Raw genomic sequence first — 14,442 nt, 5'->3', positions numbered from 1 at the left:
CCATTATCCAGCCGCAAAACTACAGTCCGTGTGGTCCTCGGCTGACGGGCCCCGGCAAGGCCAGCGACTAGCGTTCGCTGATCGCCCGCCGGAGGAATCCCATGCTTTTTCGCAGACGCCACGCACCGCCATCGACCGACGTGTTCGACGATCGCGCGCACAGCGCGTCGATCGGTACCCTTGCCACGGCCTTTTGCGTGGGCGGCGTGCTGACCCTGCTCGCGCTCCAGACCGCCAGGGCGACGCGCACCGAACGTCTGGCCGGCCCCGCCGATGGCGCGCCGCTGATGCGCGCGCCGCTCCAGGTGGTGGCGCCGGTCGACCTGCAGCGCTATGCCGGCCTGTGGCACGAACAAGCTCGGCTGCCCAATCGCTTCCAGAAGCAGTGCGCGGGCCCGGCCACCGCCGAGTACATGCTGCTGGGCGATGGTCAGATGGAGGTACGCAACCGCTGCATTCGCGAAGACGGCAGCTTCGACGAAGCGGTGGGCGTGGCGCGCGTGGCACCGGTGGCCGGCCAGCCGGGCGCCGGCCGGCTCGAGGTCCGCTTCGCTCCCGAATGGCTCGGCTGGCTGCCCCTGGTCTGGGGCGACTACTGGATCCTGAAGCTGGATCGCGACTACCAGGTGGCACTGGTCGGCACGCCGGACCGCAAGTACCTCTGGGTGCTGTCGCGCGCGCCGCGGCTTGACGATGCCGAGCTCGGCGCCGAGCTCGACTACGCGCGCTCGCTGGGCTTCGACGTCGACAAGGTCGAGCTGATCGGCAGGTAGGCCGCGAGCTGCGCCGGCAAGGCGCTGGGCCGTTCGCAATGGATGGCCTGCCAGCCGAGTTCGCGCGCCGCGAGGACGTTGGGCAGCGAATCGTCGATGAAGACCGTGTCGGCAGCCGCGAGTCGGTAGCGGGCGGCCAACAGCTCGTAGATCGCGCGCTGCGGCTTGATGATGCGCACGTCGCCCGAAAAGATGCCGCCGTCGAACCAGCGGAAAAAGGCGTGGCGCTCTTCGAGCACGCGCGCATAGGGCACCGGCATGTTCGAGAGGTAGTAGAGCCGCAGGTGCTCACCCGCATCGCGGCGCGCGCGCAGCCCGTCGAGCAGATCGATGGTGACGGCGATCGGCTCCAGGCGCTCGCCCATGGGCGCCAGTGCCTCGTTGAGCCGGTCGACCGGCAGCGAAAGGCGCAGCGCCATGCGACCGATGGCATCGTCGAGGCTGTGCGTGCCGCGATCGAAACCCAGCCAGTCCTCATGATGGAACATCTCGCGCGCGAGCGCGTGCGCGGCTTCGGCCGTGGGCGCCAGGTGCGTGAACTCCGCATGCACCAGCGACACCGGCTCCCAGCTCAGCAATACCGCGCCGAGATCGAACACCACATTCTTCATACCGTCGAGTCCAAGAAAAAGGGCCCCGGGGGCCGACCCGGAGCTTACGCGAAGCCGTAGGGGCCCGAGCCGTCCATTACCATTCGCAGGCGGCGTTCCTGCTCGGCATTTCATTCATGACAACACGGATGTATCCATGAGTTTCGATCTTGTCCTCTTCGGCGGTACCGGCGACCTTGCATGGCGCAAGCTGATGCCGGCGCTGTTCCAGGCCTTCCGGCACGGCAGCCTGCCCGAAGACGGCCGCATCATCGGCGTGGCGCGCGACGATCTTTCCGACGACGGGTACCGCGAGCTTATCCAGTCGCGCTTCGAGGCGGTCGAGGGCGCCAAGCGGCCGACGCCCGAGGAATTCAAGAAGTTCGCCTCGATGCTGTGCTTCCTGCGCATGGACCTGTCGAAGGCCGAGGACTACGCCAAGCTCGCCGACCTGCTGAAGACCCGCGACGCCAGCACCGTCGTGATGTACCTCGCCACGGCGCCGGCGCTCTTCACGCAGGTGGTGCAACAGATCGCCGCGGCCGGCCTCAACGGCCCACAGACGCGCGTCGTGCTCGAGAAGCCGCTGGGCCACGACCTGGCCTCGAACCGGGCCATCAACAAGGCGGTCTGCAAGGTGCTGGACGAGCACCAGGTGTTCCGCATCGACCACTACCTGGGCAAGCCCTCGGTGCAGAACCTGTTCGCGATGCGCTTCGGCAACGCGCTGTTCGAGCCGATCTGGCGCCGCGAGCACATCGCCAACATCCAGATCACGATCGCCGAGGACCTCGGCGTCGAGAAGCGCGGTGCCTTCTACGACCAGACCGGCGCGTTGCGCGACATGGTGCAGAACCATGCGCTGCAGCTGGTCTGCGCGATCGGCATGGAGCCGCCGATCAATGCGCACGCCGACGCGATCCGCGACGAAAAACTGAAGGTGCTGCGCGCGCTGAAGCCGTGGACCGCGGAGTCGATCGGCCTGCACGCGATCCGCGGGCAGTACACCGCGGGCACGGCCTACGGCGAGCGCGTGCCGGGCTACCGGGACGAGCCGGGCGTCGATCCGGAAAGCCGCACCGAGACCTTCGTGGCGCTGCGTACCGAGATCGCCAACTGGCGCTGGGCCGGCGTGCCGCTCTACATCCGCACCGGCAAGCGGCTGGCCTCGCGCGATGCGCGCATCGAAGTCAACTTCAGGCCGACGCCGCATGCGATCTTTCGCGCGCCGCCCAGCGCGGTCAACAAGCTGGTGATCAACCTCCAGCCCAAGGACGGCCTGGAGCTGCACATGCTCGCGCAGGCGCAGGACAACCGCCAGCGCAACGGCAACCGCCGTGCCGGCCCGCAGCTCGCGCCGGTGCAGTTGGACCTCGACTTCGACAAGCGCTTCGGCGCCGAGCGCGTGGGCGCCTACGAGCGACTGCTGCTCGACGTGATCGACGGCCGGCTCAACCTGTTCGTGCGCAGCGACGAGCAGGAAGAGGCGTGGCGCTGGGTCGAGCCGCTGATCGACAGCTGGGCCGCGGACGGCGTGCCGCGCCCTTACGCAGCGGGCACCTGGGGGCCGAGCGCATCGAGCGCGATGATCGCGCGCGACGGCTTCGCCTGGAGCGAAGAGCAGTAGTTCAGATCCGTCCCTCTTCCACCGCGTGGCAGGCCACCTGCACGCCGCGCAGCATCTGCAGCGGCGGCCGCTCGGCCTTGCAGCGCGCGTTGGCATGCGGGCAGCGCGGATGGAAGGTGCAGCCGGTGGGCGGATTGAGCGGGTTCGGCACCTCGCCCTGCACCGGCGTTCGCCGTTCGCCGGCGTGCTTCATCTTCGGGATCGCCTCCAGCAGCATGCGCGTGTAGGGGTGCTGCGGTTCGCTGAAGAGCTTGCTCTTGTCCGCCACCTCGACCAGCCGGCCCAGGTACATCACGCCGACCTGGTCGGCCACGTGGCGCACCACCGCCAGGTTGTGCGAGATGAAGAGGTAGGTCAGACCGCGCTCGCGCTGCAGGTCCTTCATGATGTTGAGCACCTGGGCCTGCACGCTCACGTCCAGCGCCGAGGTGGGCTCGTCGCACACCAGGAATTCGGGCTGTGTGGCCAGCGCCCGCGCGATCGAGATGCGCTGGCGCTGGCCGCCGGAGAACTGGTGCGGGTACTTGACCATGTCCAGCGGGCTCAGGCCGACCGATTGCAGCAGCTCGCCCACGCGCGCCTTGAGCGCCGGGCCTTCCTTGAGGATCTCGTGCTCGCGCAGCGGCTCGCCGATGATGTCTTCGACGATCCAGCGCGGGTTGAGGCTCGCGTAGGGGTCCTGGAAGATCATCTGGATGCGCCGGCGCAGCTTGCGCCCCTCGGCGGTCTTGAAGGCCGCATGCGCGTCCTGGCCGTCGAAGTGCATGCCGCCGCGGGTGGGCTCGTACAGGCCCACCAGCAGGCGCGCGACGGTGCTCTTGCCGCAGCCCGATTCGCCCACCAGCGCGAGCGTCTTGCCGCGCTCGATGGAGAAGCTCACGCCGTCGACGGCATTGAGCAGCACCCGCGGCTTGCGTTCGAGCACGCGGTTGAGCCAGGGCGGGGAGACGTCGAAACTCTTGGCGAGATCGTTCGCCTGGACCAGTGCGCTCATGCAGCAATCCCGTCGATCGGCGCCGCGCTGTGCGCAGCGTGCAGCCAACAGGCAGCGCGGGTCGCCCCGGCGTTGAGCAGGTCGGGCCGCTCTTCCAGGCAGCGGTCGAAGACGCGCGGGCAGCGCGGGTTGTAGGCGCATCCGCGCGGAATGGCATTGAGGCGGGGCATGGCACCGTCGATCTGGTTGAGGCGTTCGCGGTCCATCGTCATGTCGGGGATGGCGGCCATGAGGCCCGAGGTGTACGGGTGCGCGGGCTGGTGGATCACCTCCTGCACCGGGCCGATCTCGGCGATCCGCCCGGCATACATCACGGCGACGCGGTCGCAGGTCTCGGCGATCACGCCCATGTCGTGGGTGATCAGCATGACGGCGGCGCCGCGGTCCTTGCAGACCTTCTTGAGCAGCTGAATGATCTGCGCCTGGATCGACACGTCCAGCGCGGTGGTGGGCTCGTCGGCGACGATCAGCTTCGGCTCCGCCGCCAGCGCGAGCGCGATCACCACGCGCTGGCGCATGCCGCCGGAGAACTGGTGCGGGTAGTGGTCGATGCGCTGCGCGGCACCCGGGATGCCGGTGTCCTGCAAGAGGCCGATGGCGCGCCGGCGCGCTTCGTCCTCGCCCACGGGCAGGTGCGTGCGGATGGTCTCCATCAACTGCCGCCCGATGGTGTAGAGCGGGTTCAGCGAGGTCAGCGGATCCTGGAAGATGGCGCCGATCTTGCGGCCGCGGATGTGGCGCATGGCCTCGTGGTCGAGGTTGTCGATGCGCTGCCCTTCGAGCCGGATCTCGCCGCTGGCGATGCGCCCCGGCGGCTCGAGCAGGCCGATGATGGCCGCGCCGGTGAGCGACTTGCCGGCGCCGGATTCGCCGACCACGCCGAGGATCTCGCCGGGCGCGATTTCGAAGGAGATGTCGTCTAGCGCGCGCAGCGTGCCGCGCCGGTGCGGGAATTCGACGACCAGATGGTTGACTTGAAGCAGGCTCATATGCGGTGCTCCACCTTCTTCAGCGCAAGCGCGGGTTGAGGGCGTCGCGCAGCCAGTCGCCCAGCAGGTTCACGCTCAGCGCAATGAGAACCAGCATCGCGCCGGGGAAGACCGTGATCCACCATTCGCCCGAGAACAGGTAGTCGTTGCCGACGCGGATCAGCGTGCCCAGCGAGGGCGAGGTCGGCGGCACGCCCACGCCCAGGAAGGACAGCGTGGCTTCGGTGATGATGGCCGTGGCCACCTGGATGGTCGCCAGCACCAGCACCGGGCCCATCACGTTCGGCAGCACGTGCCGCACCATGATGCGCCAGGGCGACACGCCGGTCACGCGCGCTGCCTGCACGTACTCCTTGTTGCGCTCGACCAGCGTGGAGCCGCGCACGGTGCGCGCGTATTGCACCCAGCCGGTGAGCGAGATCGAAATGATCAGGACGCCGAAGGCCACCGAGTCGTGCGCGTTCGGAAACAAGGCACGGCCGACGCCGGCGATCAGCAAGGCGACCAGGATCGGCGGGAAGGACAGCATCACGTCGCACACCCGCATCAGGAAGGCGTCGAGCCAGCCGCCCCAGAAGCCCGCAAGAAGTCCGAACAGCACGCCGACGATGACCGAAAGCATCACCGACACGAGGCCGACGACCAATGAGATGCGGGCGCCGTAGATCAGTGCCGAAAGGATGTCTCGGCCCTGGTCGTCGGTGCCGAGCAGGTACTTGCGTGTGCCCTCGGCCTCCCAGGCGGGCGGCAGGCGCGCATCGCCCAGCTCGAGCGCGGCCAGGTCGAAGGGATTGTGCGGCGACACCCAGCCGGCGAACACGGAGCAGAAGATGCATACGAAGGCGATCGCGGCGGCCAGCATCGCGACCGGCGAGTTGCGAAAGCTGTGGCCGACATCACTGTCCAGCCATCGGGCAAAGGTTTTTTTCATCGGGGAGCGGAAAGAACGGACCCGCATCGTGGGCGGGTCCGCAGGGTCATGCGATCAAGCCCTTATGGCTTGATGCTCATCCACTTGAAGAACATGAAGTTGTCGGCCAGCTGGGTGAGCTCGACCTTCTTGCTCACGCCCCAGGCGAGCGACTGCTGATGCAGCGGCAGGTGGCCGATGTCGTCCGCGTGGATCTTGAAGGCCTCCTTGATTAGCTCGTTGCGCTTGGCCTTGTCGGTCTCCGACTGGATCTTCTTCGTGACCTCGTCGAGCTTCGGATTGCAGTAGGCGCCCAGGTTGAACTGTCCGGTACCCTTGTCGTCGGGGCAGGCCGTCAGCGAACTCAGGGCATTGTGGGCGTCGTAGGTGGTTGGCGTCCAGCCCAGCAGATAGAAGCTGGTGTCGCGGCGCAGGATCTTAGGGAAGTAGGTGCCCTTGGTTTCGGTGGCCAGGTTGATCTTGACGCCGATGCGCGCCAAGCTCGCGGCCACGCTCTGGCAGATCTGGCCGTCGTTCACGTAGCGGTCGTTCGGACAGTTCATCGTGACCTCGAAGCCGTTCGGGTAGCCGGCCTCGGCAAGGAGCTTCTTGGCTGCCTCGGTGTCGTAGGGCAGGCGCTTGTCCTGATCGGCGTTCCAGCCGTTGACGCCGGGGCCGACCATCAGCGCGGTGGGGCGCGACGCGCCGCGCATCACCGTGCGCTGGATGCCGTTGATGTCGATCGCCTGGTAGAAGGCCTGGCGCACGCGCTTGTCCTTGAACGGGTTCTTGCCCTTGACGCTGGAGTACTGCAGCTCGTCGCGCTTCTGGTCCATGCCGAGGAAGATGGTGCGCAACTCGGGGCCTGCGATCACGCGGGCGCTGGGGCTGCTGTTGATGCGCGCGACGTCTTGAACGGGCACCGGCTCCATCACGTCGACCTCGCCTGAGACCAGCGCCGCGACGCGCGTCGCCGGATTGGCGATGGGCGTGAAGATGATTTCCTGCGCGTTGCCCTCGATCTTGCCCCAGTAACTCGCGTTGCGAACGAAGACGCTGCGCACGTTCGGCTGGCGCTCGCGCACGCGGAACGGGCCCGTTCCATTGGCCTTGAACGAGGCCGTGTTCTCGATGCCCTTGCGGCGATCGACCGGGTTGACCGCCTGGTTGGTCTCGCACCACTTCTTGCTCATGATCATGATCTGCGTGATCACGTCCGGCAGGATCGGAAAGGCGCCGATGGTCTCGATCTCGATGGCTGAATCGCCTACTTTGCGGACCTCCTTGATCTCGCTCACGTGGGCCTTCATGTCGGAGCCTTCGCCCGCGGCGCGGCGAAAGCTGAACACCACGTCGTCGGGGGTGAACGGCGTGCCGTCATGGAACTGCACGCCCTTGCGCAGCTCGAAGCGCCAGACTGTCGGCGAGCTCTGCTTCCAGGAGGTGGCCAGCAAGGGCGCCAGGCTCAGGTCCTTGTTGCGTCCGACCAGGGTCTCGTAGACGTTGGAAGTCACCGAGAGCTGCAACGATTCGTTGAGCGAATGCGGATCGAGCGAGAGCGCGTCGCCCTGGTTCGCGATCCGGATGGTCTGTGCGCCGGCCACCAGGCTCAGGGCGCTCAGCACGGACAGGACGGCCGCTGCGGCCAGTTGTTTCTTCGGATTCATGAGAAGCACTCCTCGGGTTGAAAGGGTCATGACGCCGTCGAGGCGACTTTGTTCTTGGTGGGTTTGCCGGCAGCGGCCAGTGGCATGCCCTGCTCGATCAGGCCGGCATGCAACGCGGCACCGAGCGGCAGGATCTCGTCGTTGAAATCGTATTTGCTGTTGTGCAGGAAAGCACCGCCCCGGGCGTCCTGCCCGATGCGCATGTAGGCGCCCGCCTTCTTCTGCAGCATGAAGGAGAAATCTTCGGCGCCCATGCTGGGCTCCATGTTGCGCTCGACGTTGTGCGCGCCCACCAGCGACTGCGCGACGTCGCCGGCGAACATCGCCTCGGGCGCCGTGTTGATGGTGGCGGGATAGATGCGCTCGAACTTCACCTGCGCCGTGGCGCCGAAGCCGGAAGCGACGGCCGCGCAGAGCTCCACGAGCCTTTGCTCGACCTGCGCCTGCACCCTGGCGCTGAAGGTCCGCACGGTGCCCACCAGGATCGCCTTGCCCGGCACCACGCTCATGGCGCCGAGGTCGCCGGCCTGGACCGCGCAGATGCTGATCACTGCCGCGTCGATCGGGCGCACGTTGCGCGACACGATGCTCTGCACCGCGGTGATGATGTGCGCGGAGACCAGCACCGGATCGACCGTGAGATAGGCATGCGCGCCGTGGCCGCCCTTGCCGGCAATTTCGATCGTGATGCGATCAGCGGCCGCCATCATCGCGCCGCGGTTGATGCCAACCGTGCCGGCCGGCAGGCCGGGCCAGTTGTGCATCGCATACACCGACTGCACGGGGAAACGGTCGAACAGGCCGTCTTCGATCATCGCGCGCGCGCCGGCAAAGCCTTCTTCGCCCGGCTGGAAGATCAGGACTGCGGTGCCGTCGAAGTCGCGGGTCTCGGCGAGGTAGCGCGCGGCCCCGACCAGCATGGCCGTGTGGCCGTCGTGCCCGCAGCCATGCATCAGGCCCTGCTTGGCCGACGCCCAGGCGAAGTCGTTTTCCTCGCGCATGGGCAAGGCATCCATGTCGGCCCGAAGGCCGATCATGCGGCGGCTGGCAGTGGACCGGCCGCGAATCACGCCGACCACGCCGGTCTTGCCGATGCCGGGGTGGATCTCGTCGACGCCGCAGGCCCGAAGCGCCTCCTGGACGCGGCCGGCCGTGTAGACCTCCTCGAAACCCAGTTCGGGATGCGCATGCAGGTCGCGCCGGAAGGCGGTGATCTCCGGATAGAAGCGCGCGATGTGCGCGAACGCCCTGCCGTTCGCCTGCAGACGTGCTTCGCTCATCAGTGGCCTCCCGCGCGGCCGATGCGCAGGCGCGGATCGACCACGAAATAGAGCAGATCGACCACCAGGTTGATGACAACGAAGATCAGCGCGATCAGGCACAGGTAGGCGGCCATCACGGGAATGTCGGCAAAGGTCACGGCCTGGATGAACAGCAAGCCCATGCCGGGCCACTGGAAAACGGACTCGGTGATGATCGCGAAGGCGATCAGGCCGCCCAGCTGGAGGCCCGTGATGGTCATCACCGGCACCAGCGTGTTCTTGAGCGCGTGGCCGAAATGGATGACCCGGTCCGACAGGCCGCGGGCACGCGCGAACTTGATGTAGTCGGTGCGCAGCACCTCGAGCATTTCGGCGCGCACCAGCCGCATGATCAGCGTGAGCTGGAAAATGGCGAGCGTGACCGCCGGCAGCACGATGTGGTGCCAGCCGTCGACTCGCAGAAGGCCGGTGCTCCACCAGCCGATCTGCACCGTTTCTCCGCGCCCGAAGCTCGGGAACCAGCCAAGCAGCACCGCAAAGACGAGGATCAGCAGGATGCCGATCAGGAAGGTGGGCAGCGAGACGCCGAGCAAGGAGATCGTCATGAACACCTGGCTCATGAAGGTGCCGCGGCGCAGCGCCGTGTAGACCCCCATCGGGATACCGATCAGCAGGGCAAGGAAGGCCGCAGCCAACGCCAGCTCGAGCGTAGCCGGGAAGCGCTCGCCGATCAGCCGCGAGACCTTGCTGCCCTGCCGCAGGCTCAGCCCGAATTCACCTTGCGCAGCATTGACGAGGAAATGCCAGAACTGCACGAAGAAGGGCTTGTCGAGCCCGAGGCCGACGCGCAGTTCGCGGATCTGTTCAGGCGTCGCGTCCTGGCCGAGCAGGAACACCACGGGGTCGCCCACGTACTGGAAAAGAAGAAAGGCGATGAAGGCGACCGTGATCATGACGATCACGGCCTGGATCAGGCGGCGCAGTACGAAAGCAATCATTCAGCAAAGCATGTGTTCAACGATGCTAGCAGAGCAAGGTATGTGCCCAAGAGGTGGTTCCCCGGGTTGCGCCTTGCTCGAAGCCGAGCCAAAAAGAGGCGCGACGAGGCGCCTGCAGCAAAACGCTTTCGCAGCGCGTCAGTTCACCTTGATGACGCGCCAGTCGAGTCGATTGTCAGCGCGGTGGACCACATCGATGTTCTTCTTCATGGCCCAGGGAATGATCTGGTTGTGCAGCGGAATGTGGGAGACGTCGTCGTTCTGCAACTGCAGCGCCTCGGTCAGCAGGCGGTCGCGCACCGGGAGATCGGTTTCCGTCTTCACGCGATCGATGATCTGGTCCATCTTCGGATTGCTGTAGCGGCCGACGTTGTAGTTGCCGTCACCCCCGCTGCCCACAGTGCGCGTGAGCGACTGCAGGCTGTAGAGCGCATCGAAGGTGGGCACGCCCCAGCCCAACATGTAGATGCTGGCTTCGTAACGCTGGATCATCGGGAAATAGGTCACCAGCGGCAGCGTGCGGAGCTTCGCCTTGACGCCCACGCGCGCCCACATCGCGGTCACGGCCTGGCAGATTTCCTCGTCGTTGATGTAGCGGTTGTTGGGGCAGGCGAAATCGACCTCGAAGCCGTTGGGGTACCCGGCATCCGCCAGCAGCTTCTTGGCGGCCTCTACATCGTAGGGATGGCGCTTGTGCACGCCTTCGGTCCAGCCGTTGACCTGCGGCGCCACCAGCCCACCCGTAGGCTGGCTCAGACCCCGCATCGTCACGCGATTGAGGCTGCCGCTGTCGATAGCCTGGTAAAGCGCTTTGCGCACGCGCTGGTCTTTCAGTGGATTCTTGCCCTTCACGTTGGAGCCGGGCAACTCGTCGCGGAACTGGTCCATGCCGAAGAAGATGGTGCGGTTTTCGACGCCATCGATGACCTTCAGGTTGCCGCTCTGGCGCAGGCGCCCCAGATCCTGCGGGCTCGGATCCAGCACGAAGTCGATCTCGCCCGAAAGCAGCGCCGCGACACGCGTGGCCTCGGACTTGATCGGGCTGTAGATCACCTCTGTCACGTTCGTATCGTTCTTGCCCCAGTAGTTGGGGTTCTGCACAAGAACCAGGCGCTGGTCCGGCTGCCATTCCTTGACCATGTACGGGCCGGTGCCCATGGCGTTGCGATGGGCGTAGCTTTCCTCAGGCGTCTTGATGTCCTTCGGCTCGAGCGACTTGTTCTTCTCCGCCCAGGCCTTGCTCATGATGCGAAGCTCCGTCAGCTGATTCAGCAGCACGGGATTGGGGCCCTTGAGCAGGACGTCGACCGTACTCGCATCGACCTTGACCACCTTGTCGATGCCCTGGGTGTAGACCGCGTAGTTGGAGGTCTTGGTCATCGCGCGGGTCAGCGAATAAACCACGTCTTCGGCCGTCAGCGCCGAGCCGTCGCTGAATTTGACGCCGCTGCGCAAGGTGAAGCGCATCTGGGTCGGCGTCACGAGCTTCCAGCTGGACGCGAGCTGGGGCTCAGGTTTGAATGTCTTGCTGTTGTAGTAGACCAGCGAGTCGTAGATGGCGGCATGGACCCCATTGCCCAGTGCGTTGTTCTGAGAATGGATGTCGAGCGTCGGGATGTCGCTCGCGCTCGTCCACTTGAAGGTCTTTGCATGCAGTGCGGGCGCCGCCAGCACAAAGGCCGCGAGGGCGACAGGAATCAGTACGCGCTTGGAATCCATGATTAACCATCCGTCACAAAGTCAAAACGCGGACTATGCAACACCCGGGCCAGCTTCGGACACAGGAGAACTCCGACCCAAGGGATATCCCTGTTCGAGAAAGCCCGAGCAAAGAAAAAAGCCACCCGACTTGCGTCGGGTGGCTTTCAAGACTTCCCATTAAAGCCGGCTTGCGCCAGCGTCAAATCAGAAAGCGTGACGGATACCGATGTCGTAACCGGTCGAGGTCTTCGGCTGGAAGGTTTGACCCGGCAGCAGGCTCGTGGTGACGACGTTCGCCGGGCCGCCGACGGTCAGGTTCGCGCCGTCCTTGTTGCGGATGCGAGCAACCGTTGCGTACAGAGCCGTGCGCTTCGACAGGTTGTGCACGTAGCCGATGGCGAGCTTGTTGGCCTTCGGGTCGTCGATGAGCGAGAACGGCTGGTTGAAGTCGTACTTGACATGCGAGTACGACGCGCGGATCAGACCAGCGCCAACCGGCACGGTCACGCCGAGCAGGTAGCCCTTCAGATCGATGTCGTTGCCGATCGTGCCGCTGAACAGCGGGGTGTCGACGTCGATTTCGTTCTTGGCTTGCGAGTATTCACCGAAGAGCTTCACGACGCCGAAGTCGTACGAAGCGCCGAGGTTCCACGTCTTCACCGAAGTGGTGGTGCCAACGTAGAAGTTGTCGCCGATCGTGCTGTTGCCATACGAGGTAGCGACGTCCAGCGGGCCGTTGGCGTAGCCGATGCGACCACCAATGTAACGACCGGTGCGCGAGTTGTTCAGCGCGGTCGGCGTGACGGTACCCGGATCGAACTTGGTCTGCTCGTGGAAGCCGTACATCACCTGGCCGTAGAAGCCACCGAGGTTCGGGGGCAGGAAGTAGCCGATGGTGTTGCTGGCGCGAACGTAGTTGTTGCCGCCAACGTTGGGGACACCGGCGACCACCGGAGGAGCAGCGCCGTTGAAGGTGCCGAACGCGTCGTTGGCCGTCGAGATCAGGTTGGTACCCACGCCGTTGGTGCCGAACGGATCGAACACGGTGTCGTTCCAGAAGGTCGGGGTGTAGTCGCGACCCAGGCGGATTTCACCGAAACCACCCGACAGGCTCACGGTCGAACGACGACGGAAGGTCGAGACGCCGGTCTGGCCATCGTCATTGCTGATCGGGGCTTCGAGCCAGAAGCTGGCAGCCAGGCCACCACCGAGGTCTTCCGTACCACGGAAGCCCAGACGGCTGGAGTTGTAGGCCGAGTTGTTCAGGATGGTCCGGCTGGCCTTGATGCTATCGGTAAACGTGGGGCTGACAGGAGTAGCGAGCGTCGGGACGAATTCCGACTTGTTCGAATAGCCGCTGACCGAGGCGTCAACCACACCGAACAGCGTGACCGACGACTGAGCCGAGGCAACACCAGCGACAGCCAGTGCGGCCAGAGCAACTAGAGATTTTTTCATTGCAAGTTTCTCCAAGGTTAAACATAGGGCTCCGGTGCGAAGGGCTCACTGTGACTGGCACATTTGTGCTCCTACCGGACCCCGGGCCAACCTCCTTTTGGGAAGTTGTCGCTATTGCACCAGAGCCGCCCCAGCAGGGCAAAACAAATCGCCCGAAATCACGGCCGGGCTCGACGTTTCGTTGCAGCAGTGCAACAAAGCTTTAGCAGTCGTCACCACACCACGATGCGAAACAAGACCTGCCCTGCATGAGCTCTATTTCGGATCGGTTCCAATCGCCCCATGAATCCTTCGCTCGACTCCGTCCTGGCCGTCGCAGACGCGGCCTTGCGCACCTTGTTCGCCAGGCCGCATGCGACGCGGGCCGCCCCGCAGCCGGCGGACCCCGCAGGCGAGCTCGACGAAGCCGAGCGCCGGGAAGCGGGCGCGTTGATGCGGGTGAACCACGTCGGGGAGGTGTGCGCCCAGGCCTTGTATACAGCGCAGGCTGCCGTCGCGCGGGATCCGGTGCTGCGGGCGCATTTCGACGCGGCGGCGCGGGAAGAAACCGACCATCTCGCCTGGACGCGACAGCGCCTCGACGAGCTTGGAGCCCACCCGTCGGTGCTGAATCCCCTCTGGTATCTGGGCGCGTTCGGGCTGGGCCTCGTTGCCGGCCGGCTCGGCGATCCGCTGAGCCTGGGCTTCGTGGCCGAAACCGAGCGCCAGGTGGAGGCGCATCTGGACGGGCACCTCGACCGCCTGCCGGCCGGCGATACGGCGTCGCGGGCCGTGATCAACCAGATGAAGCTGGACGAAGCGCGCCATGCAGCACAGGCCTGGAGCGCCGGCGCCCAGGAACTGCCGGCCCCGACCAAGGCCTTGATGCGCCTGGCCTCCCGCGTGATGACGACGGTCGCCCACCGCATCTGAGCGGATAGGGCCCGGCCCGCGCTCAGGTTTCGATAAGATCGAAGCTGGTCGTGATCTCGGCGGTCTTGGCTAGCATGATGCTGGCCGAGCAGTAGGTCTCATGGCTCAGCGTGATCGCGCGCTCCACGGCGGCGGCCGGGATCCCCTTGCCCGCCACCGTGAAGTGCATGTGGATCTTGGTGAAGACCTTGGGGTCTTTTTCCGCCCTCTCGCTGGTCAGCTTGACGCTGCAGCGCTCGACCTGGTGCCGGCCCCGCTTCAGGATCAGCACCACGTCGTAGGCGGTGCAGCCGCCGGTGCCGGCCAGCACGGTTTCCATCGGCCGGGCCGCGACGTTCTGTCCGCCGTTCTCCGGCTTGGCCGCATCCGGCGCCCCGTCCATCATCAGGACATGGCCGCTGCCGGTCTCGGCGACGAAACCCATCGCCGATCGCGCACCCGAGTTGCCGGTCCAGCTCACTGTGCATTCCATTTTTTGCAGACTCCAGAGGGTCACGGCGGGATAAAAACCACGCCGACGTAGATTTGTGTTGGAAAAGCGTCACCCGCTTGTTGCAACGC

The 14,442-nt window shown here is 65.6% G+C and carries 13 protein-coding genes; 3 read left to right on the top strand and 10 right to left on the bottom strand.

Features of this window, described 5'->3' with window-relative positions:
* Positions 1-101: 101 nt before the first annotated feature.
* A complete protein-coding gene (locus AC3A6B_RS23495) occupies positions 102-773 on the top strand; it encodes a lipocalin family protein (protein ID WP_487839056.1) in 672 nt (223 codons plus the stop codon).
* Here AC3A6B_RS23495 and AC3A6B_RS23490 read toward each other — a convergent pair.
* Positions 719-1,384, bottom strand: coding sequence for an HAD-IA family hydrolase (locus tag AC3A6B_RS23490; RefSeq protein ID WP_487839055.1), 666 nt, complete (start codon positions 1,382-1,384; stop codon positions 719-721). The two genes, AC3A6B_RS23495 and AC3A6B_RS23490, sit on opposite strands and share 55 nt — an antisense overlap.
* A 136-nt stretch (positions 1,385-1,520) precedes the next feature.
* Between AC3A6B_RS23490 and zwf the strand changes: the two genes are divergently transcribed.
* A complete protein-coding gene (gene zwf / locus AC3A6B_RS23485; RefSeq protein WP_487839054.1) occupies positions 1,521-2,990 on the top strand; it encodes a glucose-6-phosphate dehydrogenase in 1,470 nt (489 codons plus the stop codon).
* Between the two features lies 1 nt (position 2,991).
* On the opposite strand, the gene AC3A6B_RS23480 is transcribed toward zwf, so the two are convergent.
* The 8 genes from AC3A6B_RS23480 to AC3A6B_RS23445 all read right to left on the bottom strand — a co-directional run bounded on the left by AC3A6B_RS23480 (position 2,992) and on the right by AC3A6B_RS23445 (position 12,969).
* Positions 2,992-3,984 (bottom strand): ABC transporter ATP-binding protein, encoded by a 993-nt coding sequence (locus AC3A6B_RS23480; RefSeq protein ID WP_487839053.1) that lies wholly within the window; start codon positions 3,982-3,984, stop codon positions 2,992-2,994.
* A complete protein-coding gene (locus AC3A6B_RS23475) occupies positions 3,981-4,973 on the bottom strand; it encodes an ABC transporter ATP-binding protein (protein ID WP_487839052.1) in 993 nt (330 codons plus the stop codon). Before AC3A6B_RS23475 ends, AC3A6B_RS23480 begins: the two co-directional genes overlap by 4 nt.
* 19 nt (positions 4,974-4,992) lie before the next feature.
* Positions 4,993-5,904 carry an ABC transporter permease gene (locus AC3A6B_RS23470; protein ID WP_487839051.1) on the bottom strand — a complete coding sequence of 304 codons (912 nt, stop codon included), beginning with the start codon at positions 5,902-5,904 and terminating at the stop codon, positions 4,993-4,995.
* A gap of 62 nt (positions 5,905-5,966) precedes the next feature.
* On the bottom strand, positions 5,967-7,550 hold the full coding sequence (locus AC3A6B_RS23465) for an ABC transporter substrate-binding protein (protein WP_487839050.1): 1,584 nt from the start codon (positions 7,548-7,550) through the stop codon (positions 5,967-5,969).
* Between the two features lie 26 nt (positions 7,551-7,576).
* Positions 7,577-8,830 (bottom strand): M20 aminoacylase family protein, encoded by a 1,254-nt coding sequence (locus AC3A6B_RS23460; RefSeq protein WP_487839049.1) that lies wholly within the window; start codon positions 8,828-8,830, stop codon positions 7,577-7,579.
* Entirely contained in the window at positions 8,830-9,810 is a 981-nt protein-coding gene (locus tag AC3A6B_RS23455; protein ID WP_214698458.1) for an ABC transporter permease, read from the bottom strand. The genes AC3A6B_RS23460 and AC3A6B_RS23455 overlap by 1 nt, the downstream gene beginning before the upstream one ends.
* A 138-nt stretch (positions 9,811-9,948) precedes the next feature.
* Positions 9,949-11,529, bottom strand: a complete 1,581-nt coding sequence (locus AC3A6B_RS23450; protein ID WP_487839048.1) for an ABC transporter substrate-binding protein — start codon at positions 11,527-11,529, stop codon at positions 9,949-9,951.
* Positions 11,530-11,715: 186 nt separating this feature from the next.
* Positions 11,716-12,969 (bottom strand): porin, encoded by a 1,254-nt coding sequence (locus AC3A6B_RS23445; protein ID WP_487839047.1) that lies wholly within the window; start codon positions 12,967-12,969, stop codon positions 11,716-11,718.
* Between the two features lie 282 nt (positions 12,970-13,251).
* Here AC3A6B_RS23445 and coq7 point away from each other — a divergent pair, with 282 nt between their 5' ends.
* Complete coding sequence (gene coq7, locus AC3A6B_RS23440) at positions 13,252-13,881, top strand: 2-polyprenyl-3-methyl-6-methoxy-1,4-benzoquinone monooxygenase (protein WP_487839046.1); 630 nt, start codon at positions 13,252-13,254, stop codon at positions 13,879-13,881.
* A 22-nt stretch (positions 13,882-13,903) separates the two neighbouring features.
* Here the strand turns inward: coq7 and AC3A6B_RS23435 are convergent, their stop codons facing one another.
* The gene (locus AC3A6B_RS23435; protein WP_487839045.1) at positions 13,904-14,353 is read right to left on the bottom strand and encodes an OsmC family protein; all 450 of its coding nucleotides are present in this window, start codon (positions 14,351-14,353) and stop codon (positions 13,904-13,906) included.
* Positions 14,354-14,442 lie beyond the last annotated feature (89 nt).

Source organism: Variovorax sp. Soil_C_33, assembly GCF_057656935.1.
This window is presented reverse-complemented; position numbering and strand designations above follow the sequence as displayed.